At 73.0% G+C, this 26,219-nt stretch carries 28 protein-coding genes and 4 tRNA genes; 7 read left to right on the top strand and 25 right to left on the bottom strand.

All coding sequences use genetic code 11. From position 1 onward, the window contains the following. Nucleotides 1-29: 29 nt before the first annotated feature. Both secE and ACFWUQ_RS20655 read right to left on the bottom strand, forming a co-directional pair. Nucleotides 30-311, bottom strand: a complete 282-nt coding sequence (secE, locus tag ACFWUQ_RS20660; RefSeq protein WP_384539873.1) for a preprotein translocase subunit SecE — start codon at nt 309-311, stop codon at nt 30-32. Nucleotides 312-417: 106 nt separating this feature from the next. Further along, a tRNA-Trp gene (locus ACFWUQ_RS20655) sits at nt 418-490 on the bottom strand. Between the two features lie 194 nt (nt 491-684). Here ACFWUQ_RS20655 and ACFWUQ_RS20650 point away from each other — a divergent pair. Together ACFWUQ_RS20650 and ACFWUQ_RS20645 are read left to right on the top strand one after the other, a co-directional pair. Beyond that, a complete protein-coding gene (locus ACFWUQ_RS20650; RefSeq protein WP_384539870.1) occupies nt 685-1,911 on the top strand; it encodes a pyridoxal phosphate-dependent aminotransferase in 1,227 nt (408 codons plus the stop codon). Between the two features lie 294 nt (nt 1,912-2,205). After that, complete coding sequence (locus ACFWUQ_RS20645) at nt 2,206-3,225, top strand: adenosine deaminase (protein ID WP_384539867.1); 1,020 nt, start codon at nt 2,206-2,208, stop codon at nt 3,223-3,225. Here the strand turns inward: ACFWUQ_RS20645 and ACFWUQ_RS20640 are convergent. From ACFWUQ_RS20640 to ACFWUQ_RS20600, 9 genes are all read right to left on the bottom strand, one after another. Next, nucleotides 3,215-3,631 carry a hypothetical protein gene (locus ACFWUQ_RS20640; RefSeq protein WP_384539864.1) on the bottom strand — a complete coding sequence of 139 codons (417 nt, stop codon included), beginning with the start codon at nt 3,629-3,631 and terminating at the stop codon, nt 3,215-3,217. The two genes, ACFWUQ_RS20645 and ACFWUQ_RS20640, sit on opposite strands and share 11 nt — an antisense overlap. Before the next feature lie 16 nt (nt 3,632-3,647). Continuing rightward, a complete protein-coding gene (locus ACFWUQ_RS20635; RefSeq protein ID WP_384539898.1) occupies nt 3,648-4,763 on the bottom strand; it encodes a UDP-N-acetylmuramate dehydrogenase in 1,116 nt (371 codons plus the stop codon). Next, complete coding sequence (locus ACFWUQ_RS20630; protein WP_384539861.1) at nt 4,760-5,161, bottom strand: DUF3291 domain-containing protein; 402 nt, start codon at nt 5,159-5,161, stop codon at nt 4,760-4,762. The genes ACFWUQ_RS20635 and ACFWUQ_RS20630 overlap by 4 nt, the downstream gene beginning before the upstream one ends. A gap of 156 nt (nt 5,162-5,317) precedes the next feature. Next, nucleotides 5,318-5,887 carry a TetR/AcrR family transcriptional regulator gene (locus ACFWUQ_RS20625; RefSeq protein WP_384539859.1) on the bottom strand — a complete coding sequence of 190 codons (570 nt, stop codon included), beginning with the start codon at nt 5,885-5,887 and terminating at the stop codon, nt 5,318-5,320. A gap of 167 nt (nt 5,888-6,054) precedes the next feature. Then, the gene (locus tag ACFWUQ_RS20620; RefSeq protein ID WP_384539856.1) at nt 6,055-6,483 is read right to left on the bottom strand and encodes a MaoC family dehydratase; all 429 of its coding nucleotides are present in this window, start codon (nt 6,481-6,483) and stop codon (nt 6,055-6,057) included. Nucleotide 6,484: 1 nt separating this feature from the next. After that, the gene (locus ACFWUQ_RS20615; RefSeq protein WP_384539853.1) at nt 6,485-6,937 is read right to left on the bottom strand and encodes a MaoC family dehydratase N-terminal domain-containing protein; all 453 of its coding nucleotides are present in this window, start codon (nt 6,935-6,937) and stop codon (nt 6,485-6,487) included. A 162-nt stretch (nt 6,938-7,099) separates the two neighbouring features. After that, entirely contained in the window at nt 7,100-7,264 is a 165-nt protein-coding gene (gene rpmG / locus ACFWUQ_RS20610) for a 50S ribosomal protein L33 (RefSeq protein ID WP_006604855.1), read from the bottom strand. Between the two features lie 88 nt (nt 7,265-7,352). After that, nucleotides 7,353-7,425: transfer RNA gene (locus ACFWUQ_RS20605), tRNA-Met, on the bottom strand. Between the two features lie 48 nt (nt 7,426-7,473). Then, nucleotides 7,474-7,546 (bottom strand) — tRNA-Thr (locus tag ACFWUQ_RS20600). 349 nt (nt 7,547-7,895) lie between these two features. Between ACFWUQ_RS20600 and ACFWUQ_RS20595 the strand changes: the two genes are divergently transcribed. Further along, on the top strand, nt 7,896-9,173 hold the full coding sequence (locus ACFWUQ_RS20595) for an amidohydrolase family protein (RefSeq protein ID WP_384539850.1): 1,278 nt from the start codon (nt 7,896-7,898) through the stop codon (nt 9,171-9,173). Nucleotides 9,174-9,226: 53 nt separating this feature from the next. Beyond that, on the top strand, nt 9,227-9,883 hold the full coding sequence (locus tag ACFWUQ_RS20590; RefSeq protein WP_384539848.1) for an SDR family oxidoreductase: 657 nt from the start codon (nt 9,227-9,229) through the stop codon (nt 9,881-9,883). 66 nt (nt 9,884-9,949) lie between these two features. Here the strand turns inward: ACFWUQ_RS20590 and ACFWUQ_RS20585 are convergent, their stop codons facing one another. Beyond that, complete coding sequence (locus ACFWUQ_RS20585; RefSeq protein ID WP_384539844.1) at nt 9,950-10,390, bottom strand: DUF3574 domain-containing protein; 441 nt, start codon at nt 10,388-10,390, stop codon at nt 9,950-9,952. Between the two features lie 282 nt (nt 10,391-10,672). Beyond that, nucleotides 10,673-10,754, bottom strand: a tRNA-Tyr gene (locus ACFWUQ_RS20580). A 200-nt stretch (nt 10,755-10,954) separates the two neighbouring features. On the opposite strand from ACFWUQ_RS20580, the gene ACFWUQ_RS20575 reads away from it, so the two are divergent. Together ACFWUQ_RS20575 and ACFWUQ_RS20570 are read left to right on the top strand one after the other, a co-directional pair. Further along, on the top strand, nt 10,955-11,443 hold the full coding sequence (locus ACFWUQ_RS20575; RefSeq protein ID WP_384539841.1) for a YajQ family cyclic di-GMP-binding protein: 489 nt from the start codon (nt 10,955-10,957) through the stop codon (nt 11,441-11,443). Between the two features lie 456 nt (nt 11,444-11,899). Further along, complete coding sequence (locus tag ACFWUQ_RS20570; protein WP_384539838.1) at nt 11,900-13,138, top strand: APC family permease; 1,239 nt, start codon at nt 11,900-11,902, stop codon at nt 13,136-13,138. 189 nt (nt 13,139-13,327) lie between these two features. Here the strand turns inward: ACFWUQ_RS20570 and ACFWUQ_RS20565 are convergent, their stop codons facing one another. From ACFWUQ_RS20565 to ACFWUQ_RS20510, 12 genes are all read right to left on the bottom strand, one after another. Further along, on the bottom strand, nt 13,328-13,720 hold the full coding sequence (locus tag ACFWUQ_RS20565; RefSeq protein ID WP_384539835.1) for a YccF domain-containing protein: 393 nt from the start codon (nt 13,718-13,720) through the stop codon (nt 13,328-13,330). Continuing rightward, complete coding sequence (htpX, locus tag ACFWUQ_RS20560; protein WP_384539832.1) at nt 13,717-14,580, bottom strand: zinc metalloprotease HtpX; 864 nt, start codon at nt 14,578-14,580, stop codon at nt 13,717-13,719. Before htpX ends, ACFWUQ_RS20565 begins: the two co-directional genes overlap by 4 nt. A 204-nt stretch (nt 14,581-14,784) precedes the next feature. Then, nucleotides 14,785-16,395 carry an NADH-quinone oxidoreductase subunit N gene (locus tag ACFWUQ_RS20555; RefSeq protein ID WP_384539829.1) on the bottom strand — a complete coding sequence of 537 codons (1,611 nt, stop codon included), beginning with the start codon at nt 16,393-16,395 and terminating at the stop codon, nt 14,785-14,787. After that, nucleotides 16,392-17,945 carry a NuoM family protein gene (locus ACFWUQ_RS20550; RefSeq protein ID WP_384539895.1) on the bottom strand — a complete coding sequence of 518 codons (1,554 nt, stop codon included), beginning with the start codon at nt 17,943-17,945 and terminating at the stop codon, nt 16,392-16,394. Before ACFWUQ_RS20550 ends, ACFWUQ_RS20555 begins: the two co-directional genes overlap by 4 nt. A 38-nt stretch (nt 17,946-17,983) precedes the next feature. After that, entirely contained in the window at nt 17,984-19,996 is a 2,013-nt protein-coding gene (locus ACFWUQ_RS20545; RefSeq protein WP_384539826.1) for an NADH-quinone oxidoreductase subunit L, read from the bottom strand. Continuing rightward, nucleotides 19,993-20,355: an NADH-quinone oxidoreductase subunit NuoK gene (nuoK, locus tag ACFWUQ_RS20540; protein WP_384539823.1), complete on the bottom strand. Its 363-nt coding sequence runs from the start codon at nt 20,353-20,355 to the stop codon at nt 19,993-19,995. Before nuoK ends, ACFWUQ_RS20545 begins: the two co-directional genes overlap by 4 nt. Further along, complete coding sequence (locus tag ACFWUQ_RS20535; RefSeq protein WP_384539820.1) at nt 20,355-20,981, bottom strand: NADH-quinone oxidoreductase subunit J; 627 nt, start codon at nt 20,979-20,981, stop codon at nt 20,355-20,357. Before ACFWUQ_RS20535 ends, nuoK begins: the two co-directional genes overlap by 1 nt. Further along, nucleotides 20,978-21,604, bottom strand: coding sequence for a NuoI/complex I 23 kDa subunit family protein (locus ACFWUQ_RS20530; RefSeq protein WP_384539892.1), 627 nt, complete (start codon nt 21,602-21,604; stop codon nt 20,978-20,980). Before ACFWUQ_RS20530 ends, ACFWUQ_RS20535 begins: the two co-directional genes overlap by 4 nt. Further along, nucleotides 21,601-22,569, bottom strand: coding sequence for an NADH-quinone oxidoreductase subunit H (locus ACFWUQ_RS20525; RefSeq protein WP_384539817.1), 969 nt, complete (start codon nt 22,567-22,569; stop codon nt 21,601-21,603). The genes ACFWUQ_RS20530 and ACFWUQ_RS20525 overlap by 4 nt, the downstream gene beginning before the upstream one ends. Then, nucleotides 22,566-24,245 carry an NADH-quinone oxidoreductase subunit C gene (locus tag ACFWUQ_RS20520; protein WP_384539814.1) on the bottom strand — a complete coding sequence of 560 codons (1,680 nt, stop codon included), beginning with the start codon at nt 24,243-24,245 and terminating at the stop codon, nt 22,566-22,568. The genes ACFWUQ_RS20525 and ACFWUQ_RS20520 overlap by 4 nt, the downstream gene beginning before the upstream one ends. Beyond that, the gene (locus ACFWUQ_RS20515) at nt 24,242-24,829 is read right to left on the bottom strand and encodes an NADH-quinone oxidoreductase subunit B (protein ID WP_384539811.1); all 588 of its coding nucleotides are present in this window, start codon (nt 24,827-24,829) and stop codon (nt 24,242-24,244) included. Before ACFWUQ_RS20515 ends, ACFWUQ_RS20520 begins: the two co-directional genes overlap by 4 nt. Continuing rightward, on the bottom strand, nt 24,820-25,227 hold the full coding sequence (locus tag ACFWUQ_RS20510; RefSeq protein ID WP_384539808.1) for an NADH-quinone oxidoreductase subunit A: 408 nt from the start codon (nt 25,225-25,227) through the stop codon (nt 24,820-24,822). The genes ACFWUQ_RS20515 and ACFWUQ_RS20510 overlap by 10 nt, the downstream gene beginning before the upstream one ends. Nucleotides 25,228-25,374: 147 nt before the next feature. Between ACFWUQ_RS20510 and ACFWUQ_RS20505 the strand changes: the two genes are divergently transcribed. Further along, the coding region (locus ACFWUQ_RS20505; protein WP_384539805.1) for a sensor histidine kinase at nt 25,375-26,219 on the top strand (845 nt) is incomplete at its 3' end.

Below are 26,219 nucleotides of genomic sequence, written 5' to 3'. Positions count from 1 at the left end.
ACCCATCAAGGCGCCGCCCTCCGCGGGGATCAGCCGAAGACGAACTTGATGGCTTCCTGGAACCCATAGTCAATCACGGTCACCAGACCGATCATGATGACGACGAAGACAATCACCACGGTGGTGTACGTCGTGAGCTGATTGCGCGTGGGCCAGACAACCTTGCGGAGTTCCGCGACGATCTGGCGGTAGAACAGCGCGAGCCGGCCCAGAAGGCCCTTCTTGCCACGCTTACCGCCCTTGCGGGGCTTCTTCTCGCGCGTCTCGTCCTCGGCGTCAGGCATGTCGATGGAGCCCAGGGCGTCCGTCACGTCTCTCACCTGAATCCGGGTCGTGGCCGTACCGCGCCCGGTTGCGCCGCACGGCGTTGCATAGAAGTACGTACCTGCGCACACACGTCCGAGAAGGAGTGTGGAGCAGGGCCGGAGGGACTCGAACCCCCAACCGCTGGTTTTGGAGACCAGTGCTCTACCAATTGAGCTACGACCCTTTGCGTCCCCCAACCTACCGCATCCGGGCGAGTGCACGGAGTGCGCGCGCTCTGGAGCGACTGGTGAGGTCCAACGACAGGTGAGTGTACGTGGTCCGGGCCCTGACGTCGAACAGAACCCGGTCCGGGGTCTCTTCGGTCCGGTCCCTGGAACGGAGTGCGGGCCCTGATCGCCGTCTGGGACGATTGCCCCCATGACCTCTGCAACGCCTTCCTCCGAGCGCCGGGTCTCCGCCCGTATCGGCGCCATTTCCGAGTCCGCCACCCTCGCCGTCGACGCCAAGGCCAAGGCACTCAAGGCCGCCGGGCGCCCGGTGATCGGCTTCGGCGCGGGCGAGCCCGACTTCCCGACCCCGGACTACATCGTCGAGGCCGCGGTCGAGGCCTGCCGCAACCCCAAGTACCACCGCTACACGCCGGCCGGCGGCCTGCCCGAGCTGAAGGCCGCGATCGCCGCGAAGACCCTGCGCGACTCGGGCTACGAGGTCGACGCCTCCCAGGTCCTCGTCACCAACGGCGGCAAGCAGGCGATCTACGAGGCCTTCGCGGCCATCCTCGACCCGGGTGACGAGGTCATCGTCCCGGCTCCGTACTGGACCACCTACCCGGAGTCCATCCGTCTCGCCGGCGGTGTCCCGGTCGAGGTCGTCGCCGACGAGACCACCGGCTACCGGGTCTCCGTGGAGCAGCTGGAGGCCGCGCGCACCGAGCGCACCAAGGTCGTCCTCTTCGTCTCCCCCTCCAACCCCACGGGCGCCGTCTACAGCGAGGCGGACGCCGAGGCGATCGGCCGCTGGGCCGCGGAGAAGGGCCTGTGGGTCCTGACCGACGAGATCTACGAGCACCTGGTCTACGGCGACGCGAAGTTCGTCTCCCTGCCGGCGATCGTCCCCGAGCTGGCCGACCGCTGCATCGTCGTGAACGGTGTCGCCAAGACGTACGCGATGACCGGCTGGCGGGTGGGCTGGATCATCGGCCCGCGCGACGTCGTGAAGGCCGCGACCAACCTGCAGTCGCACGCCACCTCCAACGTCTCCAACGTGGCCCAGGTCGCGGCGCTGGCCGCCGTCTCCGGGAACCTGGACGCGGTCCACGAGATGCGCACCGCCTTCGACCGCCGCCGCCAGACGATCGTGCGGATGCTGAACGAGATCGAGGGCGTGGTCTGCCCGACCCCCGAGGGCGCGTTCTACGTGTACCCGTCGGTCAAGCAGCTCCTCGGCAAGGAGATCCGCGGAAAGCGCCCGCAGACCTCGGTCGAGCTGGCCGCGCTGATCCTCGACGAGGTGGAGGTCGCGGTCGTCCCGGGCGAGGCCTTCGGCACCCCGGGCTACCTCCGCCTCTCGTACGCCCTGGGCGACGAGGACCTGGTGGAGGGCGTCTCCCGGCTCCAGAAGCTCCTGGCGGAAGCCAAGGCCTGACCCACCCCCGCCCCACCCGAGCGGCGGCACCCCCACGGGCTGCCGCCGCTCCCCCGTTCGGACACCCGAGGCACGGGCCGCGACCTACAGCCCCGCCGACGTCCGAGGCGCGACCTACAGCCCCGCCGACGTCCGAGGCGCGACCACAGCTCCGCCGACGTCCGAGCCGCGACCTACAGCCTCGCCGGCGTTTGAGGCGCGGGGCCCGGGGCGGAGCCCCGATCTCCCGTTCGAGCAAGCCCCCGATCGGTAAACGCCCTCCCGCTCAGCGCGTGCGTACGGCAGGATCACCGGATGGAGCACGCACGCGATCTCACGCTTCTGCCGAAAGCACACCTCCACCTGCACTTCACCGGGTCGATGCGGCCATCGACCCTGCTGGAGCTCGCCGACAAGTACGGCGTACGCCTGCCCGACGCGCTGACCGCCGACGAGCCGCCCAAGCTCCGCGCCACCGACGAGCGCGGCTGGTTCCGCTTCCAGCGCCTGTACGACGCCGCCCGGTCCTGCCTGCGCGAGCCCGACGACATCCGCCGGCTGGTGCGCGAGGCCGCCGAGGAGGATGTCCGGGACGGCAGCGGCTGGCTGGAGATCCAGGTCGATCCCACCTCCTACGCCCCGCTCCTCGGCGGGATGATCCCCGCGGTCGAGGTCATCCTGGACGCCGTCGACTCGGCGTCCCGGGAGACCGGCCTCGGGATGCGGGTCCTCATCGCCGCCAACCGCATGAAGCACCCCCTCGACGCCCGCACCCTGGCCCGCCTGGCCGTCCGCTACGCAGACCGCGGCGTCGTCGGCTTCGGGCTCTCCAACGACGAGCGCCGCGGCATGGCCCGGGACTTCGACCGGGCCTTCGCCATCGCCCGTGAGGGCGGCCTCCTGGCGGCCCCGCACGGCGGCGAGCTCAGCGGCCCCGCCTCGGTCCGCGACTGCCTCGACGACCTGCACGCGGCCCGCATCGGACACGGCGTACGGGCCGCCGAGGACCCCCGGCTGCTCAAGCGGCTCGCCGACCGGCAGATCACCTGCGAGGTCTGCCCGGCCTCCAACGTGGCCCTGGGGGTGTACCAGCGGCCCGAGGACGTCCCGCTGCGCACGCTCTTCGACGCCGGGGTGCCGATGGCGCTGGGCGCGGACGACCCCCTGCTGTTCGGGTCCCGGCTGGCGGCCCAGTACGAGATCGCCCGCCGCCACCACGGGTTCACGGATCCGGAGCTGGCCGAGCTGGCCCGCCAGTCGGTCCGCGGTTCGGCCGCGCCGGACGATGTGCAGGCCAAGCTGCTCGCCGGCATCGACCACTGGCTCACCGGGTGAGCCGCAGGTCCCCCTCGTAGCAGTCGGCGCGGACCCGGCCGCCGTCCGGGAAGCCGATCTCCAGGTGGGTGCGGCCCTGCTCCGGCAGCGCGTACTCGGTGACGGAGGCGACGGTCTCGCCGAGGTGCCGCAGGAAGGGGTGGTCGCCGAGGTCCTCGCCGACCTCGACGCGGCCCCACTCCCCCATGTCGTACGGCGCGTGCGGCGCGGCGGACTCCACGATGAGGCACTGGTCGGACCCGGTGGTGATGCGGATGGAGTCGCCGACGCTGTCGATCAGCCAGACGTCGAGGGGAGCCTCGGACCGCTCGCCGTCGCTGATGTGCCAGGACGCGACGACTCTGCTGAGCGTGCGGCCCACGAGGCGGGTGGGGTCCGTACCGGCTCCGTGCAGGGGACAGAGCATGGGCGGCCGGAACTCCTCAGATGCTGACGCCGACCGTCACCGGCTCGTTGACCAGGGTGACGCCGAAGGCCGCGTGGACGCCCGCGACGACCTCCCGGGCCAGGGCGAGCAGGTCCTCGGTGGTGGCGCCGCCCCGGTTGGTGAGGGCGAGGGTGTGCTTGGTGGAGATGCGCGCCGGGCCGGTGCCGTAGCCCTTGGTGAAACCGGCCTTGTCGATCAGCCAGGCGGCGCTGGTCTTCGTACGGCCGTCGCCCGCCGGGTACGCGGGCGGGGCGGTGTCGGGGCCGAGGCGGTCCTGGACCCGGGCGAGGAAGGCGGCGTAGGCCTCGTCGGTCAGGATCGGGTTGTGGAAGAAGGAGCCCGCCGACCAGGTGTCGTGGTCGGCCGGGTCCAGGACCATGCCCTTGCCGGCGCGCAGGCGCAGGACGGTCTCGCGGGCGGTGGCGGCGGGGACTCGGTCGCCTGCCCCGACGCCCAGGGCGCGGGCCGTCTCGGGGTACTTGATCGGCGCGGACAGTCCGCCCGCGTCCTCCAGGGCGAAGCGCACGCGAAGGACCACGTACCGCTCGGGCTGGTGCTTGAACAGGCTGTCGCGGTACGCGAACGCGCACTCGGCGGCGCTCAGCGTGACCGTTTCGCGGCGGGTGCGGTCGTAGGCGACGACCTCGGTGACGGTGTCCCGCACCTCCTGCCCGTACGCCCCGACGTTCTGGATCGGGGTCGCCCCGGCGGAACCGGGGATCCCGGCGAGGCACTCGATCCCGGCGAGGCCCGCCTCGACGGTGCGGGCGACGGCGTCACTCCAGTTCTCGCCGGCGGCGAGCTCCAGGGAGGTCCCGTCGAGGAGGAAGCCGGTGGTCGCGATGCGCAGGGCGGTGCCCTCGAAGCCCCGGTCGCCGATGACCAGGTTGCTGCCGCCGCCGATGATCAGGAGCGGGGTGCCGCTGTCGTCCGCGGCGCGCACGGTGGCGACGACTTCGGCGTCGGTGGTCGCGGTGACCAGGCGGGCGGCGGGGCCACCGAGGCGGAAGGTGGTCAGCGGGGCGAGGGGGGCGTCGTGGAGTTCCTGCACGTGGACAAGAGTACGGTCCGTGCCCCTCGCATCCCGGCGGGGCCACGGACCGCGGCTCAGCCGGTCGGCCGCGGCTGCTCGGCGAGGCGGCGCTCGGCCTCCTCCCGGGTGACGGGCAGCTCGGCCGCCGGCACGGTCCAGAACGTGAAGGCCGACTCCTTCATGTGCGCGGCCGCGGCGCGGGAGCTGGAGCGGTGCGGCTCGCTGCCGGCGAAGCGGTAGAGGGCGTCCCGGTCCTGCCAGGCGGAGACGGTCAGGAAGGTGCGGCGCGCCACCCGCGCCCGCAGGGCCGCGCCGTGGGCTCCGGGTGCCCTGCGGATCTGGAGGATGATGCCGGGGGTCTTGAGGAGGAACCGGACGGCGCCGGCGAGGGTGGCGGTCTCGAAACGGGAGGCCATGACGAGCACCTGGCCGCCGGGAGCGGCAGGACTGGGCGTGGACCAGGGGATGTCGGGCACGGTGTGCACTCCTTGACGTCGGTGCGGATCCGCTACTGCTTCGGGCGTGGTCGTGCGATGCGGCGCCTGTCAGGTTGTTAGCTATCGGTCACTAACTACGACGCGCGACGGAAAGCCTCCCGGAGGGCCGGGCCATGGCGGGCATTGCGCCCGTACTCACTTGCGCAGACGGCCTTCGGCGCGGGCCGAGGGGTACAGGCCCTCCCAGACCCGGTGGCCGGGCGGGAAGCCCATGGCGGCGAGGTTGGTGATCAGCATCCCCTGCGCCATGAAGGTGGTGGTCGCGTCGGTGTCGGCGCCGAGAGGCAGGTGCACGGTGTCCCAGAGCTCCATCCAGCCCGCGCGGACGAGCTCGCCGAGCTCCTGGTCCCCGGCCGCCTCGGCGGCGGCGACGGTGACGTACATCTGGAGCTGCATCCGGAGCATCTCCGGCTCCTCGGTGATGAGCCGGGTGTAGGCGTTGGCGATGGCGCGCACCGCCTCCTCGCCGTGCACGCCGTCGGAGGCGTCGGCGAAGGCCTTGCGGGTGTGCTCCAGACAGCGTCCGGCCGCCGCGAGGAAGATGGCCCGCTTACTGGGGAAGAGCCGGAACAAGTACGGCTGCGACACCCCGACGCGCTGGGCGATGGCCTCGGTGGAGGTCCCGTAGTACCCGCCGAGGGAGAACTCGTGCAGTGCCGCCCGCACGACGCTCTCGCGCCGCTCATCCGCGCTCATCCTTGCCATACAACGAAGTTAGTACTCACTCACTAACTACGTCAACCCCGGCCTCGCTCCGTCGAGGAGCGGGAGCCGCCGCCCGACACCGGCGCACGCGCGTCGCGGCGGACGCGGGACCCGGAGCCGGGGCAGGGGCCCCCGGACAGGGCCCTGGGGCCCTGTCCGGGGCGGTGTCAGGCGAGCGCGACCACGGCGCGGGACATGCCCAGCACCTTCTGGCCCGCGCTCATCGCCGTCAGGTCGACGCGGACGCGGTTGTCGTCCAGCTTGACCGCCACCTTCGCCGTGACCTCGATCAGACCGCCCTGCTCGTCGTTCGGCACCACCACGGGCTTCGTGAAGCGCACCCCGTACTCGACCACCGCGCCCGGGTCGCCCACCCAGTCGGTGACGACGCGGATCGCCTCGGCCATCGTGAACATGCCGTGCGCGATCACGTCCGGCAGCCCGACCTCCTTGGCGAACTTCTCGTTCCAGTGGATCGGGTTGAAGTCGCCCGAGGCGCCCGCGTACCGCACGAGCGTGGCGCGCGTCACGGGGAAGGCGGCCGCCGGCAGCTCGGTGCCGACCTCTACGTCGGCGTACTTGATCTGCGCTGCCATGTCAGGCCTCCTCGGGGGCGCGGGAGACGAGCTTCGTCCACGCCGTCACCACGTGCTCGCCGGTCTCGTCGTGGACCTCGCCGCGGATGTCGATGATGTCGTTGCCCGCGAGCGACTTCACGGCCTCGATGGTGGAGGTCACCGTGAGGCGGTCGCCCGCGCGCACCGGGCGGGAGTACGCGAACTTCTGGTCGCCGTGCACGACCCGGCTGTAGTCCAGCCCGAGCTGCGGGTCCTCGACGACCGCGCCGGCCGCCGCGAACGTGATGGCGAACACGAAGGTCGGCGGGGCGATCACATCGGAGTGGCCGAACGCCTTGGCGGCCTCGGGGTCGGTGTAGACGGGATTGGCGTCACCCACCGCGACCGCGAATTCGCGGATCTTCTCCCGGCCGACCTCGTACGGATCGGTGGGCGGGTAGCTCCGCCCCACGAAGGACTGGTCGAGAGCCATGACTCACTACCTCCAGATGAAGGGACTAAAGACACAGGAACCGGCACAGGAACCGGCACGGGCGCACCGGCGCCGCGGCGGGTGCGAAAACGACACAAGGCCGCCCCCCGATGAAGGGGGACGACCTCATGACGGTGCCTGTTGTACGAGACTTCGCTGGGATCAGCGGGTCTCGCGGTGCGCGGTGTGCGAGTTGCAACGCGGGCAGTGCTTCTTCATCTCAAGACGGTCCGGGTCGTTACGCCGGTTCTTCTTGGTGATGTAGTTCCGCTCCTTGCACTCCACGCAGGCCAGCGTGATCTTCGGGCGGACGTCGGTGGCAGCCACGTGAGTGCTCCTTGACGGAAAATTGGACGGATGAACGCATAAAAGAGTAGCCGATCGGGAGACCGACCCCGCAATCGGCTACTGGGTGTAGCGGCGACCGGACTTGAACCGGTGACACAGCGATTATGAGCCGCTTGCTCTACCGACTGAGCTACGCCGCTTTGATGTGATCAGCTCCCCACCCGAGGATGGGGGGCCTCTCTCACCAGAGCCCCAATGCGGAATCGAACCGCAGACCTTCTCCTTACCATGGAGACGCTCTACCGACTGAGCTATTGGGGCGAGCGATGAAGACATTACACGGTTGCCTACCCATCGCCCAAATCCTTTGCGGCAGCTGGGCTCCGAGGGGGTCCGGAACTCCGCGGCGATCATCTCTCCGACGGCCCGGAGCCCTGTTTCGGCCCTGGATGTGCGCGGGCTCACACGGCGCGGTCGCGGCGCGATCCCCGTTCCGGTCGCGCCGGGCGCGTGCGGGGGCGCCGCGGCGCGTGGGCACCACACCGGTACGACTATTTCGCTCTTCCGTGAAGCGGGGTGCGCCGCGCCCTAGGCTCTGAGCACGCTGCGTGATCTTGGGCCGCGCGCTGCGGCCGCGGCCCAGGACCGCCCGAGCCACCGCAGGAGCGCGATGTCCGACAGCCAGCCGCAGCAGCCGTCCCGCGCCCCGGGCGACGGCCCCGGCGGGGGCGGCGGCCGCGCCGCCGCCGAGGTCGCGAGCCTGCTGCTCACCGGCGCCCGCCTCACCGACGGCCGCACCGTCGACGTGCGCCTGAGCGGCGGCCGGATCCAGGCCGTCGGCACCGCGGGCAGCCTGCCCGCTCCCGCCCTGTCCCGGGTGGACCTCAGCGGCTACCTGCTGCTGCCCGCCCCGGCCGAGCCCCACGCGCACGGGGACACCGCGCTGACCGCGGACGGCGAGGGGCCCGTCTCGTACACCCCCGACGAGGTCCAGCGCCGGGCCACCGAGGCCGCCCTGCTCCAGCTCGGCCACGGCGCCACCGCCGTGCGCTCGCACGTCCGGATCGCCGACATGCACGGACTCGGCCCCATGGAGGCCGTGCTCCAGGCCCGCCGGTCCCTGCGCGGGCTCACCGACCTCACCGCCGTGGCCGTCCCCCGGCTCCTCACCGGCGTGGCCGGCGCGGACGGGCGCGCCATGCTGCGCGACGCGGTCAAGATGGGCGCCTCCGTGATCGGTGGCTGCCCCGACCTGGACCCCGACCCCACGGGCTTCCTCGAAGCCGTCCTGGAACTCGCCGACGAGCACGGCTGCCCCGTCGACCTGCACACGGACGGTGACGACCCGGCCCGCCTGTCCCGCCTCGCGGCGATGGCCGGCGGGCTGCGGCCAGGAGTGACCGTCGGGCCCTGCGGCGGGCTGGCCCGGCTCCCGCTGGAGGTGGCGACCCGCGCCGCCGACCAGCTGGCCGCGGCCGGCGTACGGGTGACCTGCCTGCCCCAGGGGGACTGCGCGGCCCTGGAGCGGCGCGGCCTGCGGACGGCGCCCGTACGGCTGCTGCGGGCCTCCGGGGTCCGTGTGGCGGCCGGCAGCGGGGCGTTGCGGGACGCGGGGAACCCGGTGGGGCGCGGCGATCCTCTGGAGGCCGCGTACCTGCTCGCTTCCCAGGGCGGGCTGCGCCCGGGCGAGGCCTACGCCTCCGTCAGCGCCGCCGCCCGCGAGGCCATGGGCCTGGCGGAGGTGCGGGTGGAGGCCGGGTTCCCGGCGGAGCTGCTCGCGGTGCGCGGGGACCGGATCGCGGGCGTGCTGTCCCTCGCGTACAGCCGGATCGTGATCCACCGGGGGCGCGTGGTAGCCCGGACGAGTGCCGTACGGGAGTACTGCGACTCGGCCGTGGCGGTGGCCCTGGACCTGCCCCGGCAGGGTCGTACGGAGCCCGGGCCCTGAGGTGGGCCGTGCGTTCGCGGGCGCGGGCGTCCGGGTCGTCGTACCGTCGGGTCATGCGCATCGTCATCGCGGGTGGACACGGACAGATCGCGCTGCGGCTGGAGCGCCTGCTCGCCGCACGCGGGTACGAGGTCGCGGGCATCATCCGCGACCCGGCACAGGGCGACGACCTGAGGGAGGCCGGCGCCGAACCGGTGCTGTGCGATCTGGAGTCGGCCTCGGTGGAGCACGTCGCGGGGATCCTGCACGGCGCGGACGTGGCGGTGTTCGCCGCCGGCGCGGGTCCCGGCAGCGGAGCCGACCGGAAGGACACCGTGGACCGGGGCGCGGCGGTGCTGTTCGCCGACGCCGCCGAACGGGCCCGCGTGAGCCGCTTCCTGACGGTCTCTTCGATGGGTGCGGACGCGCACCACGAGGGCGACGACGTCTTCGACGCCTACCTGCGCGCGAAGGGCGAGGCCGACGAGCACGTCCGGACCCGGCTGGGACTGGAGTGGACGGTTCTGCGCCCGGGCGCGCTGATCGACGACGCCGGTACGGGCCTGGTCCGCCTGGAGGCCCGGACGGGGCGCGGGCCCGTCCCGCGCGACGACGTGGCGGCGGTGCTGGCCGAGCTGATCGAGACCCCGGCGACGGCGGGCCTGACCCTGGAGCTGGTGTCGGGCTCGACCCCGGTGGCGGTGGCCGTCAAGGACGTGGCCGGCAACTGAGGCCCCGGCCCCGGGCGGGTGGACGCCCGCCCCGCCGGCGCCGCGCCGGCCGGGGGCGGGGCGGGTTCAGAAAGCGACGGTCAGTTTGTCGTCGGAGCGCCCGACGGAGTCCTGCTGGTACCGGTCCTCGTACGCCTGGCGGATCCGCTCGATGCGGCCGCCGCGCTCGTCGGCCTCCTTCTCGGGGTACAGCAGCACCACCTCGTAGGAGGTCTCGCGCACGATGGCGCCGTCCTTCCCGCGCCACTGGCCGTACCCCTCGTGCAGGGTCAGCCCCTCGGGAAAGGCGGGGGTGATCTCGCGGTCCAGGAACCGCATGAACTCCCCCTCCCCAATCGGGTCGCGGCCGCCGGGGCGGTCGGTGCCGAAGTACAGCCGGGTCTCCTGGTAGGGGTCCCCCACCTGCGTGTCGAGCGCCGCCCCCACCAGAGCCGGGATGCCGGCGCCCAGCAGGGCGACGAGCACGCCGCCGCCGACCTTTCCGCGTGTGTCAGATGTCCATTTCACGTCCGGTGAACGAACAGGGGGCCGTGACGATGCGGTCGACGGCGGGCCGCGAAACCGAACGGGCGGCGGCGCGGACGGTATCGGCCCCGGTCCCGCACGGCGATCCGGACGGAGGGGGTATCGGGGGGAGTGCCGGCAGTTCCCCCGACTGGTCCTGCCGGGCGCCTGTGCGCCCGGGCCACCGCTGGTGCGGGCGGCCGCGCGCCCGTCGACGGGTGGCGCGGCGTATGCGAGAAGACCCCCGTCACTGCGTTTCCGCAGTAACGGGGGCCTCACATCGCGTGGCGGCGCCAGGGTTCGAACCTGGGTAGGCTGAGCCGGCAGATTTACAGTCTGCTCCCTTTGGCCACTCGGGCACACCGCCAAGAGTTGCTGCCGTTTTTTCCGCCTTGCGGCGGCGCTCCCCGGCAACGACGTAAACGATACCTGATGCCCGGGGGTGCTTCGCCACCGGATTGATCAGCGCCGCGGGTGGGCGCGGTGGCTAGGCTTTGCGGAGCGCGCCGGGCATGTCCGGCCGCGCCCTCCGGGGCCGTCACTACCGACTTCAAGGAGCCACAGCACATGGCCGACTCCAGTTTCGACATCGTCTCGAAGGTCGAGCGGCAGGAGGTCGACAACGCCCTCAACCAGGCCGCCAAGGAGCTCTCCCAGCGCTACGACTTCAAGGGCACCGGCGCCACGATCGCCTGGTCCGGCGAGAAGATCCTGATGGAGGCGAACTCCGAGGAGCGCGTCAAGGCCGTCCTCGACGTCTTCGAGACCAAGCTGGTCAAGCGCGGGATCTCGCTCAAGGCGCTGGACGCCGGCGAGCCGCAGCTGTCCGGCAAGGAGTACAAGATCTTCGCGACGATCGAGGAAGGCATCTCGCAGGAGAACGCCAAGAAGGTCGCGAAGATCATCCGGGACGAGGGCCCCAAGGGCGTCAAGGCACAGGTCCAGGGCGAGGAGCTGCGCGTCAGCTCCAAGAGCCGTGACGACCTGCAGGCCATCCAGGCCCTCCTCAAGGGCAAGGACCTCGACTTCGCGGTCCAGTTCGTCAACTACCGCTGATTACGGGCCCGACCCGACTCCACGCCGGCCCGGCGGTCCTCACCGACCGCCGGACCGCGGTGCTTCCCGGGGGGCGCGAGGGGCGCGGGGGCGCGTACGGGACGGGGAGCTGGGGGCGCGTACGGGACAGGTGCGGGCCGGAAGCTGGCGGCGCGTACGGGACGGGTGCAGGCCGGGGCCGGGGCCTGGGGCCGGGGCCTGAGGCCGGGACCTGGGGCCGGGGCCGGGAGCCGGGGGTTTGGGGCGGGGGCCGGGGGTTGGGGCCTGGGCGCTGCGGGCTGCGGGCTGCGGGCTGCGGGCTGGGGGCGAACGGCCGCGCCGGGCGGACCATGCCCGCCCGAGCGAGGTGCGGGGGCGCGTGCGCGCGTCCTCCGCGACCCGGCCGGGAGGGCGTCGTTCAGGCTGCCGTCACCCGCGGGCCCCCGCCCGGGCGGCGGCGGCGACTAGCCTCCACGCGTGGAACAGCAACTCAAGCGGACCCTCGGGGTGGCCGACGCCGTGGTCGTCGGGCTGGGCGCGATGGTGGGCGCCGGCATCTTCGCGGCCCTCGCCCCCGCCGCGCGCGCGGCGGGCGGCGCGCTCCTCGCGGCGCTCGCGGTCGCCGCTCTCGTGGCCTACTGCAACGCCCACTCCTCGGCGCGCCTCGCCGCCCGGTACCCGACCTCCGGCGGCACGTACGTCTACGGGCGCGAGCGGCTCGGCCCGTTCTGGGGCTTCCTGGCCGGCTGGGGCTTCGTGATCGGCAAAACCGCCTCCTGCGCGGCGATGGCCCTCACGGTGGGCGCCTACGTGTGGCCCGGGCAGCAGCACGCCGTGGCCGTCGCGGCGGTGGTGGCCCTGACGGCCGCGAGCTACGGAGGTGTGCGGAAGTCCGCCCGGATCGCCCGCTGGATCGTGTCGGCGGTGCTCGCGGTGCTCGCCGGCGTGGTGGTGGTGTGCCTGGGCTCCGGCGCGGCCGAGGCGGGCCGGCTGGGCGGCGGCTGGGACGGGGGCGCCCTCGGGCTGCTGCAGGGCGCCGGGCTGCTCTTCTTCGCCTTCGCGGGCTACGCGCGGATCACCACCCTGGGCGAGGAGGTGCGCGATCCGGAGCGGACGATCCCGCGGGCGGTGCCGCTGGCACTGGGGATCGCCCTGCTGGTGTACGCCGCCGTGGCGGTGGCGGCGCTGTCGGTGCTCGGTGCGGAGGGGCTCGCCCGGTCGACGGCCCCGCTCGCCGACGCGGTGCGGGCGGCCGGTCGGCCCGAGCTGGCCCCGGCGGTCCGGGTGGGCGCGGCCCTCGCCGCGCTGGGCTCGCTGCTCGCCCTGGTGCTCGGGGTGTCGCGGACGGCCCTGGCCATGGCCCGGGACGGCCATCTCCCCCGCTCGCTGGCCGTCGTACATCCTCGGCACCAGGTGCCGCACCATGCCGAACTGGCCGTGGGCGCGGTCGTGGCGGTGCTCGCGGCCACCGCCGACCTGCGGGGCGCGATCGGTTTCTCCTCCTTCGGGGTGCTGGTCTACTACGCGATCGCGAACGCCTCCGCGTGGACTCTCGATTCAGCTGTCAAGGGTCGGGCCGTGGCAGCCCTCGGGCTGTCCGGCTGCGTGGTGCTGGCCGTCACACTGCCTCTGGTCCCGGCGGTGGCGGGGCTGTTGGTACTGGCGTTCGGGGCAGTGGTCTACCGGGTGCGCCACCGGTCCGGGTCGAGGATCTGAACTCCGGCCGGGGGCGTGGTCGCGGATCGCGCTTCCCGCGACAGCGCACACCGTCCGCGGCGCGTTCGGTGACTTGCTCCAGCAACTGCTCGGTCTCGTCCATGCCTTCATGGTGAACGAGACCACCGGCACCGCGCTCCCCCTGTGGACAACTCCGTCCGGGACGGCGGTCGCGGGTCCGGATCTCCCTCAGCGCGCGGCGAACGGGGCGTCCGTCGGGACGATTTCGCGGCCCAGCGGGAGCAGCGACAGCGGGACCATCTTGAAGTTGGCGATGCCGAAGGGGATACCGATGATGGTGACGCACAGGGCGATGCCCGTGACGATGTGGCCCAGGGCCAGCCACCAGCCCGCGAGCACCAGCCACAGGACGTTGCCGACGCAGGAGCCGGCGCCCGCGTCGCGGCGCTCGACCGCGGTGTAGCCGAAGGGCCAGAGGGCGTAGACGGCGATGCGGAAGGCCGCGATCCCGAAGGGGATGCCGATGATGGTGATGCAGAGGAGCACCCCGGCGAGGCAGTAGCCGAGGAACAGCCAGATGCCGCTGAGGACGAGCCAAATGACGTTCAGGATGGTTTTCACTGCCGGTGTCCTGCCATCTGTTCGAGCCGGGCGATGCGCTCGGCCATCGGGGGGTGGGTCGAGAACATCCTGGAGAGGCCCTCGCCCGGACGGAACGGGTTCGCGATCATCATGTGGCTCGCGGTCTCCAGCCGGGGCTCCGGGGGCAGCGGAAGCTGCTTGGTGCCCGCGTCGAGCTTGCGCAGGGCGGCGGCGAGGGCGAGGGGGTCGCCCGTGAGCTGGGCGCCGGAGGCGTCGGCCTCGTACTCGCGCGAGCGGCTGATGGCGAGCTGGATCACGGAGGCCGCCAGCGGGCCCAGGATCATGATCAGCAGCATGCCGAAGAGGCCGGGGCCCTCGTCGTCGCTGGAGCGGCCGACCGGGATGAGCCAGGCGAAGTTCACCAGGAACATGATCACGGACGCGAGGGCTCCGGCGACCGAAGAGATCAGGATGTCGCGGTTGTAGACATGGCTGAGCTCGTGGCCGATGACGCCGCGCAGCTCGCGCTCGTCGAGGATGCGCAGGATGCCCTCCGTGCAGCACACCGCGGCGTTGCGCGGATTGCGGCCGGTGGCGAAGGCGTTGGGCGCCTCGGTCGGGGAGATGTAGAGGCGCGGCATGGGCTGGCGCGCGGATGTGGAGAGCTCGCGCACGATGCGGTAGAGCGCCGGTGCCTCGAACTCGCTGACCGGGCGGGCGCGCATCGCGCGTAGAGCCAGTGTGCCGCTGTTCCAGTACGCGTACGCGTTCGTCCCGAGGGCGACGAGGACGGCGACGATCAGGCCGCCCCGTCCGAAGAAGCTGCCGATGGCGATGATGAGTGCGGACAGGCCGCCGAGGAGTACGGCGGTCTTGAGCCCGTTGTGCCGGCGGTGCACGGTACGCCCTCCTTGTGGTGCGGCAGGGGAGCCCCGTCAGGGTCTGAGGGTCTACGGTCCAGTGGACCCTCCCTTCCTGGTCAACGCGAGGTGGGGGCGTCTGGTTCCCGGCGCGCGCCCGCCCCGCTCCCCGTGCGGCCGGGGTGGCGGGGCGGTCGTGGGCGTTACTCCGTACGGGTCGCGGGCCGTGCGGGGCGCGGGCGGCTACTGCGGGAAGAGGCTGCCCGACGCGAAGCGCAGGACCAGCTGCGGGGCGCCCGAGAGCACGAGCGCGGTGGCCGCGGTCAGCACGATGGCGGCGGCGACCGGCCAGGGCGCCCTCGTACGGGCTCCCGCCACCGGTTCGCCGGCCCCGGAGGCCCCGGAGGCCCCGGAGGCTCCCGCGGTCTCACCGGGGGTACGGAAGAGCAGCGCCGTCCAGCGCAGGTAGTAGTACAGGGCGACGACGACGTTGACCGCCATGACGACGGCCAGCCAGCCCAGGCCCGCGTCGACGGCGGAGCGGAAGACGGTGACCTTGGCGAAGAGGCCGATGATGCCCGGCGGCAGGCCCGCCAGGCAGAGCAGGAAGAAGGCCAGCGAGAGGGCGGCCAGGGGACGCTCGGCGTACAGGCCGCGGTAGTCGCTGATGCGGTGGAGCGGCTTCGTGCGGGCCACGAGCGCGGCCACGGCGAAGGCGCCGAGGTTCACGGCGGCGTACATGAGGGCGTAGGCGACGGTGGCGCCGATCTGGTCGCGCCCGGAGTACGCGGCGGCGGCGATCGGGACGAGCAGGTAGCCCGCCTGCCCGACCGAGGACCAGGCCAGCAGGCGGACGGCGCTGTTCGGGCGGTCGGCGGACTGCCGCAGGGCGCCCGCGTTGCCCACCGTCATGGTGAGCGCGGCGAGGACGGCGAGGGCCGGTCCCCAGATGTCGGAGTAGGCCGGGAAGGCGATCACCGTGACGAGGACGAGGCCGGTGAAGCCGACGGCCTTGCCGACCACCGAGAGGTACCCGGCGATGGGCAGCGGCGCGCCGACGTAGGTGTCGGGGACCCAGAAGTGGAAGGGGACGGCCGCGGTCTTGAAGGCGAAGCCGACGAGGGTCAGCGCGACACCGGCCATGGCGAGGGTGTCGAGCTGCCCGGGGACGTCTTCCAACCGGTCGGCGACCTGGGTGAGGTGCAGGGATCCGGTGGCGGCGTAGACGAAGCTGACGCCGAGCAGGGAGACGGCGGTGGCCGTGACGGAGGAGAGGAAGAACTTGAGGGCGGCCTCGGAGGAGAGGCGGTCGCCGCGGCGCATGCCGACGAGGGCGAAGGCGGGCAGCGAGGCGACTTCGAGGGCGACGATCAGGGTGGCGAGGTCCCGGGAGGCGGGCAGCAGGGCCGCGCCGGCGGCCGAGGAGAGCAGCAGGAACCAGTACTCGCCGGCGGGCATGCGCGTCTCGCGTACGGCGGTGACCGACAGCAGCGCGGTGACCAGGGCGCCGGCCAGCACCAGGAACTGGACGACCAGGGTGAAGTGGTCGGCGGTGTAGCTGCAGGCGGTCGGGTCGCCGGTCAGGCAGAACGTGCCGCGGTCGCCGGCGCGCAGCGGGAGCAGGGTGGCGGTCGCGGCGGCCAGGCCGGCCACGGAGATCCAGCCGAGGAGCGGCTTGCGGCGCTCGGGCACGAACAGGTCGGCGACCAGGACGGCGAGGCCGACGACGGCGGTGATGACCACGGGTGCGATGGCCAGCCAGTCGACGGACTGGACCAGGCGGGGGGCCTCGGCGGCGGGGCCGGTGGGGAGTGTCAGGGCGGTCAGGGCCGTCAGGGCCGTCGTGGCCGTCATGAGGTGCCTCCTGCGAGGAGCTTCTGGACGGCCGGGTCGGTGAGGCCGAGGAGGACCGCGGGCCAGAGGCCGGCGAGGACGGTGAGGGCGACGAGGGGGGTCCAGGCGGCGAACTCGTAGCGCTGGATGTCCGCGACGGCGAGTTCGGGACCGGCTTTCGGGTCGCCCATGCAGACGCGCCGTACGACGATCAGGAGGTAGGCGGCGGTCAGGAGGGTGCCGAACGCGCCGACGGCCGTGTACGTGAGGAAGGCGGGGCGGGAGAGGCCCTCGGCGGGGTCGAAGGCGCCGAGCAGGGCCAGCATCTCGCCCCAGAACCCGGCCAGGCCGGGCAGGCCGAGGGAGGCCACGGCGGCGAAGGCGAGGTAGGCGCCGAAGCGGGGGGCGCGGCCGTAGAGGGCGGCGCCGGTGGCCCCGGCGAGGCTGTCGAGGTCGGCGGTGCCGTAGCGGTCCTTGAGGGCGCCGACGAGGAAGAAGAGGAGACCGGTGATCAGGCCGTGGGCGACGTTGGCGAAGAGCGCGCCGTTGACGCCGGTGGGGGTCATGCTCGCGATGCCGAGGAGGACGAAGCCCATGTGGCCGACGGAGGAGTAGGCGATGAGGCGCTTGAGGTCGCCCCTGCTTCCCCGGCGGGCCAGCGCGAGGCAGGCCAGGGAGCCGTAGACGATGCCGACGGCGGCGAAGGCGCCCAGGTAGGGGGCGAAGACGGCCATGCCGTCGGGGGTGGCGGGGAGCAGGATGCGGACGAACCCGTACGTGCCCATCTTGAGCAGGACCCCGGCGAGCAGGACGGAGCCGACGGTGGGCGCGGCGGTGTGGGCGTCCGGGAGCCAGCTGTGCAGCGGCCACATCGGGGTCTTCACGGCGAGGCCGGTTCCGATGGCGAGGACGGCGAGGAGCTGGGTGGTTCGGGACAGTTCGCGGCCGTTGTCAGAGGCGAGTGCCACCATGTCGAAAGTGCCGCTCTGCAGGCCGATGAGGAGCAGGCCGAGCAGCATGACCACGGAGCCGAGGAGGGTGTAGAGGATGAACTTCCAGGCGGCGGCCTGCCGCTGAGCACCGCCCCAGCGGGCGATGAGGAAGTACATCGGGATGAGGACCATCTCGAAGGCGAGGAAGAACAGCAGCAGGTCGAGGACGGCGAAGGTGGCGAGGGTGCCGGATTCGAGCACGAGGAGCAGGGCGACGAAGGCCTTCGCGGAGGAGCCCGCGGGGAGCTTGAAGTAGCTGTAGAGCGCGCACAGGAAGAACAGCAGCGCGGTCATCAGGAGGAGGGGGAGCGAGATGCCGTCGATGCCGAGGTGGATGCGGACGTTCAGCGCCTGGATCCAGCTGATGTCCGTCGTCGCCTGGAAGCGGGACGGGGCGCTGTGGTCGAAGCCCAGGGCGAGGGCGACCGCCGCGGCGAGGATCACGCCGGTCACGGTCACGCCGTGGCGCAGGACGGCCTGTTCGGGGCTGCGGCCCCTGAGGCCGGGCGGGGGCGGCAGGAGGGCCGCGGCGGCGCCCAGGAGCGGTGCGGCCACGATGAACGCCAGAAGGAACTGCATCACGGACGGGCTGATATCAATCACGGCTGACTCACGGCTCACGATCCGGCGTTGACGTTGGCGAGGACGGCGGTGGCGATCGCCAGGACCACGGCGCCGGCGAGCAGGGCGCTCAGGTAGCTCTGCACGTTGCCGGTCTGGGCCCGGCGGACGAGGCTGCCGAGCAGCCGGGTGCCGGTGCCCGCGCCGCGGACGTACGTGTCCACGACCTCGCGGTCGAGGAAGCGGACGAGGCTCGCGGCCCCGCGGACGGGGCGTACGAACAGCCGGTCGTAGAGGGCGTCGAGGTGGAAGCCGTCGGCGGCGTGGCGGTGCAGGGGGCCGAGCAGGGCGCGGCCGGGGTCGGCGGCGGGGGCGGCCGGGACGATCGGGTGCTCGTGGGACACCTCGGCCACCTCGGGGGCTTCGGCGGCGGACGCGGCGGCGGCCACGGAGGCGGGGACCGCCGCGCCCGCGGCGGTGGCGGTGCCCGCGGGGGCGGTCCTGGCGGTGGCGCGCTGCCAGAGGCCGTAGGTGAGCACAGCGCCGATGACGGCAGCGCCCGTACCGAGGACCGAGGTGACCGCGGTCGGGACGAGCCGGCCGCCGTCGAACCAGTCGGCGATCGGCCAAGCCGCCACGCCGAAGGCGAGGGACGGGATCGCCAGCAGCCACAGCACGCCGGTCATGGCCACGGGTTCCCTGCCGTGGTCGGGGGCCTGGGCACCCCGGCCGCGGAAGGCCATCAGCCACAGCCGGGTGGCGTAGGCGGCGGTGAGCAGGGCGGTCAGTACACCGGCGACGAGCACCAGCCAGCCGGCCGCGCCGGGGGCGACCTGCGAGTGCCCGGCGGCGGCGCGTTCGGCGGCGACGAGGACGGCTTCCTTGGAGAAGAAGCCGGCGAAGGGCGGGAAGGCGGCGAGCGCGAGCAGCGCGATCGTCATCGTCCAGAAGGCGTCGGGGATGCGCTGGGCCAGGCCGCTGGTACGGGACATGGCGGCCAGGGAGTTCGTACCGGCGGCGTGGATGATCACGCCGGCGCCGAGGAACAGCAGTGCCTTGAAGGCGCCGTGGGACAGGAGGTGGAAGACGGCCGCGCCGCGGTCGGCGACGGCCAGGGCTCCGGTCATGTAGCCGAGCTGGCCGATCGTGGAGTAGGCGAGCACCCGCTTGATGTCGTCCTGCGCCAGGGCGGCCAGGCCGGAGCCGATCATCGTGACGGCCGCCATGGCGGCCATGACCACCAGCGCGGCGGTGGAGGCCGTGAAGACGGGGAGGAGGCGGGCGATGAAGTAGACGCCGGCGGCGACCATCGTCGCGGCGTGGATCAGCGCCGAGACCGGGGTCGGGCCCGCCATGGCGTCGGGGAGCCAGGTGTGGAGCGGGAACTGCGCGGACTTCCCCGCGACGCCGGCGAGCAGGAGCAGCGCGATCAGCGTCGGATGGTCGAGTCCGCCCGCGGCGACGGTGTCCAGGATCTTCGTGATGCGGAAGGAGCCGACGTCCGTGGCGAGCGCGAACAGGCCGATCAGGAAGGGGACGTCGCCGAGTTTAGTGACGAGGAAGGCCTTCAGGGAGGCGGACCGGGCGGCCTCGGTCTCCCAGTAGTGACCGACCAGGAAGTACGAGCAGATGCCCATGATCTCCCAGCCGACCAGCAGCACCATCAGGTCGCCGGAGTAGACGACGAGCAGCATGGCGGAGGTGAACAGGGAGACCAGAGCGGCGTACGAGGGATAGCGCGGGTCCTCGCGGAGGTACGCCGTCGAGTAGAGCTGCACGCAGGTGGCGACGAGGCCGACGAGGACGGCGACCAGCACGGCGAAGCCGTCCAGGTACAGCGCGAGCTCGATCGGCACGGAGCCGGTCGGGGTCAGCTCGGTCGCGGTGTCGATCGGGCGGCCGCCGCCCTGGCGGACGGCGACGAGTACCGCCAGCACTCCGGCGGCCAGGGTCGGCAGGATCGCGAGCGGCCGGACGAAGCCGGGCGCGGTGCGGCCGAGGAGCAGTCCTGCCACCGCGCCCAGGAAGGGGAGCAGGGGGACGAGGACGGCCAGGGTCGTGGTGCTCACGCGGCGACCTCCGGCCGGGCGGTGCTGGTGCTGGGGGCGGGGCCGGGTTCGTGGCCCTCGGCGGTGTCGCGCAGCCGGTCGACGTCGGACGTGCCCCGGTTGCGGTACACCATCAGCACGATCGCGAGGCCGATGCCGATCTCGGCGGCGGCGATGGCGATGGTGAAGAGGGTGAGTGCCTGGCCGGCGTGCAGGGTGTCGCGCAGCCACACGTCGAAGGCGACCAGGTTCAGGTTGACGGCGTTGAGCATCAGCTCGACGGACATCAGGACCAGGATGGCGTTGCGGCGGGCGAGTACGCCGTACAGGCCCGTGCAGAAGAGGAGCGCCGCGAGCACGGCGGGGTAGGCGAGGTGCATCAGCGCTGGCCCTTCTTGTCACCGGGGTCGGCTGCCTTGCCGGGGGCGGCGGAGTCGTCCGGACCGTTGGGGTCGTCCCGCCGGGACAGCACGATGGCGCCGATCAGGGCCGCGAGGAGGAGGACGGAGAGCGCCTCGAAGGGCAGCACCCAGTGCTGGAAGAGGATTTCGCCGGAGACCTTCGTCGAGCCCTGGACGGGGCCGTCGAGGTCGATCCAGGTCGTGCGGAAGGCGTCGACGACGACCCATACGAGGGCGACGGCCGAGACCGAGGCGACCCCGAGCGCGACCCACCGGTTGCCGGAGTCCGCGTCCGGCGAGCGGCCGATGGGCGCCTTGGTGAGCATGAGTCCGAAGAGGAGGAGGACGACCACCGATCCGAGGTAGATCAGGACCTGGACCCAGGCGATGAACTCCGCGGTCAGCAGCAGGTACTCGACGGCGATGCCGCCGAGCGCGACGACCAGCCACAGGGCCGCGTGCACGAGCTGCTTGGTGGTGACCGTGACGAGGGCCGCGCCGAGGGTGGCGAGGCCGACGAGGACGAAGGCGACCTCGACGCCGGTCGGGGACAGGAATCCGGGCCCGGCCGCGGTGGCCGCGGCCAGGGTGGCGGCGGGGCTCACGCGTCTCCCTCCGGGGCGGGGGTGGTCGGCGGTTCCGTGGAGGCCGCGCCGTCGGTCCCGGCTGCGGCGGCTGCGGCGGCTGCCGCTGCGGTCGCGGCTGCGGCTGCCTCGGCCTTCTCCACCGCCTTGCGGGCGGCGGCGACTTCCTTCGGTTCCTCGGCGGCGGGGTCGAGGGCGGGCGGGGCCGGCACGGTCCACATCCACTCGCGGAGCTTGTCCCGCTCGTGGGTCAGCTCGTGGATGTCGGTCTCGGCGTACTCGAACTCCGGCGACCAGAAGAGGGCGTCGAAGGGGCACACCTCGATGCAGATGCCGCAGTACATGCAGAGGGAGAAGTCGATGGCGAAGCGGTCCAGGACGTTGCGGCTGCGCTCGCGCCCGCCGGGGGTGGACGCCGGGACGGTCTCCTTGTGGGAGTCGATGTAGATGCACCAGTCGGGGCATTCACGCGCGCACAGCATGCAGACCGTGCAGTTCTCCTCGAACAGGCCGATGACCCCGCGGCTGCGGGGCGGGAGCTCGGGCTGGACCTCGGGGTACTGGGCGGTGTGCGCGCGCTTGGTCATGGTGCGCAGGGTGACGGCCAGGCCCTTGGCGAGGCCGGATCCGGGCATGGGCATCAGTTGATCGCCACCTTCACGATGCCGGTGAGCGCGATCTGGGCGAGCGCGAGCGGGATGAGTACGGTCCAGGCGAGCTTCTGGAGCTGGTCCTCGCGCAGCCGCGGGTAGCTCACGCGCAGCCAGATCACGAGGAAGGCCAGGACCGCCGTCTTGAGCAGGGTCCAGACCCAGCCGAGGCCGTCGGCGCCGAGCGGGCCGTGCCAGCCGCCGAGGAACAGGACGGTGGTGAGGGCGCAGAGCACGACGATGCCGGCGTACTCGGCGAGCAGGAACAGGGCGAAGCGCAGCCCGGTGTACTCCGTGTACGCGCCGAAGATGATCTCGGAGTCGGCGACGGGCATGTCGAACGGGGGCCGCTGGAGTTCGGCGAGGCCGGCGGTGAAGAAGACCAGCGCGCCGACGATCTGCCAGGGCAGCCACCACCACTCGAAGGCCTCGACGATGCCGGGGAGCGACACCGTCCCGGCGGCCATGGCCACGGAGGCGGCGGCGAGCAGCATGGGGAGCTCGTAGGCCAGCAGCTGGGCGGCGGTGCGGAGGCCGCCGAGCAGGGAGAACTTGTTGGCGGAGGCCCAGCCGGCCATGAGCGAGCCGAGGACGCCGACGCCCATGACGGCGAGTACGAAGAACAGCCCGGCGTCGACGGCCTGGCCGACGGCGCCCTCGCCGGGACCGATGGGGATGGCGACGAGGACGAGGAGGTAGGGCAGGAGTGCGACGGCGGGGGCGAGCTGGAAGATCCGCCGGTCGGCGTTGGCCGGGACGATGTCCTCCTTCTGCGCGAACTTCACGCCGTCGGCGACGAGCTGGGCCCAGCCGTGGAAGCCGCCCGCGTACATGGGGCCGAGGCGGCCCTGCATGTGGGCCATCACCTTGTGCTCGGTCTGCCCGACGACGAGCGGGAGCACGAGGAAGACGGCGAAGACGACGATCAGCCGCAGGGCGACGTCGAGGACGTCGTTCACGCGTCGCCTCCGGGGTCGGTGGTGGGGTTGGCTTTCGGCGCGGGCTTCGGGGCCGGGTCGCCCGACGGTACGGGGCCGCGCTCGGCCCCCGGGCCCGGCTCGGGCGCGGGGCCGGGCTTCGGGCTCGGCGCCTCCTCGGGCTCCGGGCTCGGCGCGGCCGGCGGTTCGGCGCCGGCGTTGGGCTCGGGGTCCGGGCTCGGCTCGGTCGGCGGTTCGGCATCAGCGCTGGGCTCGGGCTTCGGGCTCGGCTCGGCCTCCACGGCGGGGGCCGAGCGAGGCTCGGGCTCCGGGCTCGGCACCTCCTCGGGCTCCGGGCTCGGCTTGGCCTCGGGCTTCGGGCTCGGCTCGGCCGGCGGGTCGGCGACGGCACCGGGCTCGGGGTCCGGGGCGGGGGCCGGGGTGGTCGGCCGTTCCTCGAAGGCGGGTTGCGGGTGGTGCCAGGGCGCGTCCGCGCTGCGGGGCGCGGACCGTACGGCCCGCGGCCTGCCCCGAGGCGGGGGCGCGTCCTCCGGCGCGGCCGGGTCCGGCCGGGCCGCCTGGCTGGCGGAGCCTTCCGACGCGGAGCGGGACCGGCGCGGCCGGCTCGCCCCCGCCGGCGGGGTGTCCGCGGCCGGGGCGGAGGCGGCCTGCGGCGCCGCCGGGTCGGAGGTGCGTCCCGGCTCCGGGGCGGGCGCGGCCTGGTCCGGCTGCGCGGGCTGGCTCGCGGAGCCCTCGGCAGCCGTGCGGGTGCGGCGCGGCGCGGCGGCGGCCGGCGGGGCGTCGCCCGGCGGGATATCGCTCGGCGGGACGGCGGCGGCCGACTGGGTGCCGGCGGTCGGCTGGGTGCCGGCGGCTGAGCGGGTGCGGCGCGGCGCGGCGGCGCTCGGCGGGGTGTCGCCCGGCGGGACGGTGGCGCCCGGCGGGGGGTCGCTCGGCGGGACGGTGGCGCCCGGCGGGGTGGCGGAGGCGGGCGGCGGGGTGGCGGTCGGTTGGGTCGCCGAGCCCTCCGTGACCGAGCGGGCACGGCGCGCGGGGGCTCCCTCGCGGGGGGTGCGGGCGGCGGTTCCGGCCGCGCCCGCCGCGCGGGGCGTACGGGCCGGGCGCGCGGGGGCGGGCGGGAGCTGCCCCTTGAGCGGGCCCCAGTCGTTGGGGTCCGGGACGCCCGGCGGGAGCATCTGACGGCGCTTCGGGCCGTCGGGGTCCGCCCCCTCGCCCGGCTCCTTCGCCCCCGGCCAGGCCTTGGCGACGCGCGCGGCCAGGACGAAGTCCTTGCGCAGCGGGTGCCCTTCGAAGTTCTCGGGGAGGAGCAGCGGGACGAGGTTCGGGTGGTCCGTGAAGACCACGCCGAACATCTCGTACGTCTCGCGCTCGTGCCACTCCGCGCCCGCGTACACGGCGACGGCCGACGGCAGCGACGGCGCGCCGTGCGGGACCGCTGTCCGCAGCAGCAGCCGGCGTACGCGCTTGTTCTCCAGCGAGACGACGTGCGCGCAGATCCGGAAGCCGGTGCCCGGCTCGTCCACCGCGCTCAGCCAGTCGAAGTAGGTGCAGCCGAGCTTGTCCCGGGCGATCTCCAGCGCGGCGATCCACGAGCCGACGGGTACGTCGACGGTCAGGACGTCGTACGACAGCTCGGCGACGGCCTCGGCGCCGAAGACCGTCGCCGCCGCGTCGGGGAGGGAGTCGTAGAGGTTCACGGGCCGGCCCCCGGGGCGGGCGGGGGCGTGACGAGGCCGCTGGTGAGCTGGGCGACGGACGGGTCCGCCGCGTACCGCTCGGCCAGCGACTCGCGGGCGATCTTCTCCTGCAGCTTGAGGATGCCCTGGAGCAGCGCTTCGGGGCGCGGCGGGCAGCCGGGTACGTACACGTCGACCGGGATGATCTGGTCGACTCCCTTGGTGACCGAGTACGAGTCCCAGTACGGGCCGCCGCAGTTGGAGCAGGCGCCGAAGGAGATGACGTACTTGGGCTCGGGCATCTGCTCGTAGAGCCGCTTGACGGCGGGGGCCATCTTGTCCGTCACCGTGCCCGAGACGATCATCAGATCGGCCTGGCGGGGCCCTGGTGCGAAGGGGATGACGCCGAGGCGGATGAAGTCGTGCCGGGCCATGGAGGCGGCGATGAACTCGATCGCGCAGCAGGCGAGGCCGAAGTTGAAGACCCACAGGCTGTAGCGGCGGCCCCAGTTCAGGACCACCTTCATCGGTTCCGGCGCGAGGCGCGAGAGCACGCCCAGGCGCTTGGGCTCCGGGAGGAGGTGCGGCTGCGGTGTCACGTCCATTCGAGGACGCCCTTCTTGTACGCGTAGAGCAGGCCGACGGCCAGGAACCCCAGGAAGATGAACATCTCGACCAGGGTCGTGGCGCCGTAACCGGCGGCGGCGAACACCGTCGCCCACGGGAAGAGGAAGATCGAGTCGACGGCGAAGACCACGTAGAGGAAGGCGTAGACGTAGTAGCGGACCTGGGTGTGCGCCCAGCCCTCGCCGACGGGGTCCACACCGCACTCGTACGTGAGCAGCTTCTCGGGGGTCGGCACCACCGGGCGCAGCAGGCGGCCGGCGCCGAAGGCCACGGCCACGAAGAGCACACCGAGGACGGCCAGCAGGCCGACGACCGAATAACTCCGGAAGTAGTCCGCCGCGAGCACGGTTGCGGTCGAAACCGTCTGTTCGGGCACGTCCGTTCCTCGCTCCTCGGCCACTGTCGACGATCTGGTACGCACGGGAGTCTAGGGCCTGCCTCACACGGGGTGGGGTTATCCCCCGTTCACAGCACCCCGGCCACCCCATGGCATCAGCGGGGCGCGCTTGACAGTCTGTGCCGCATGACCGTCAGCACCCAGTCCTCCGAGAGCACCGGCAATGACCGGCCTCCCCCGGTTCGCGCCGCCTTCGACGCCGTGACGTGGAAGGAGATCGCGCATCTGCTGAGCAATCTGCCCCTGGCGATCGTCGGTTTCGTGTACACGGTCCTCATGGTCTCCACCGCGGGCGGCCTGTCCGTGACCGCCGTCGGACTCCCTCTGCTCGCGTGCGGTCTGTTCGTGTCCCGCCAGCTGGGACGGCTGGAACGGGGCCGGGCGCGGGCGCTCCTGGGCGTACGGGTCGAGGAGCCGACCCCGCTCCCCGGCGTCCGGCGGGCCGGGGGGTTCTTCCCCTGGCTCTGGGCGGGGGTCAAGGACCCGGTGGCCTGGCGGACCGTGCTGTACGAGCTGGTCCGGCTGCCGTGGGGGGTCCTCACCTTCAGTATCGCGCTGACCGGGCTGTTCGTGCTGTGGCCGGTACTGCCGTACGTGGTGCGCGGGCTGACGAACGTGGACCGCGCGATGGTACGGGGCCTGCTGTCGCCCTCGGACGGGCTGGAGCGGCGCATCGCGGAGCTCGAATCCGACCGGGGCGTCGTGGTCGACACGGCGGCGGCGGACCTGCGGCGCATCGAGCGGGACCTGCACGACGGGGCGCAGGCGCGGCTGGTGGCGCTGGCGATGGGGCTGGGGCTGGCGAAGGAGAAGCTGCTGGAGGACCCCGAGGGCGCGGCGGCGATGGTCGACGAGGCCCACGGTGAGGTGAAGCTGGCGCTCCAGGAGCTGCGGGACCTGGCGCGGGGGATCCACCCGGCCGTGCTGACCGACCGGGGGCTGGACGCGGCCCTGTCCTCGGTGGCGGCGCG

The organism is Streptomyces sp. NPDC058662 (assembly GCF_042716255.1).
In the GTDB taxonomy this organism is placed as follows: Bacteria; Actinomycetota; Actinomycetes; order Streptomycetales; family Streptomycetaceae; genus Streptomyces.
The sequence above is the reverse complement of the archived record's forward strand: the minus strand, read 5'-3'. Positions and strand labels throughout refer to the sequence as shown.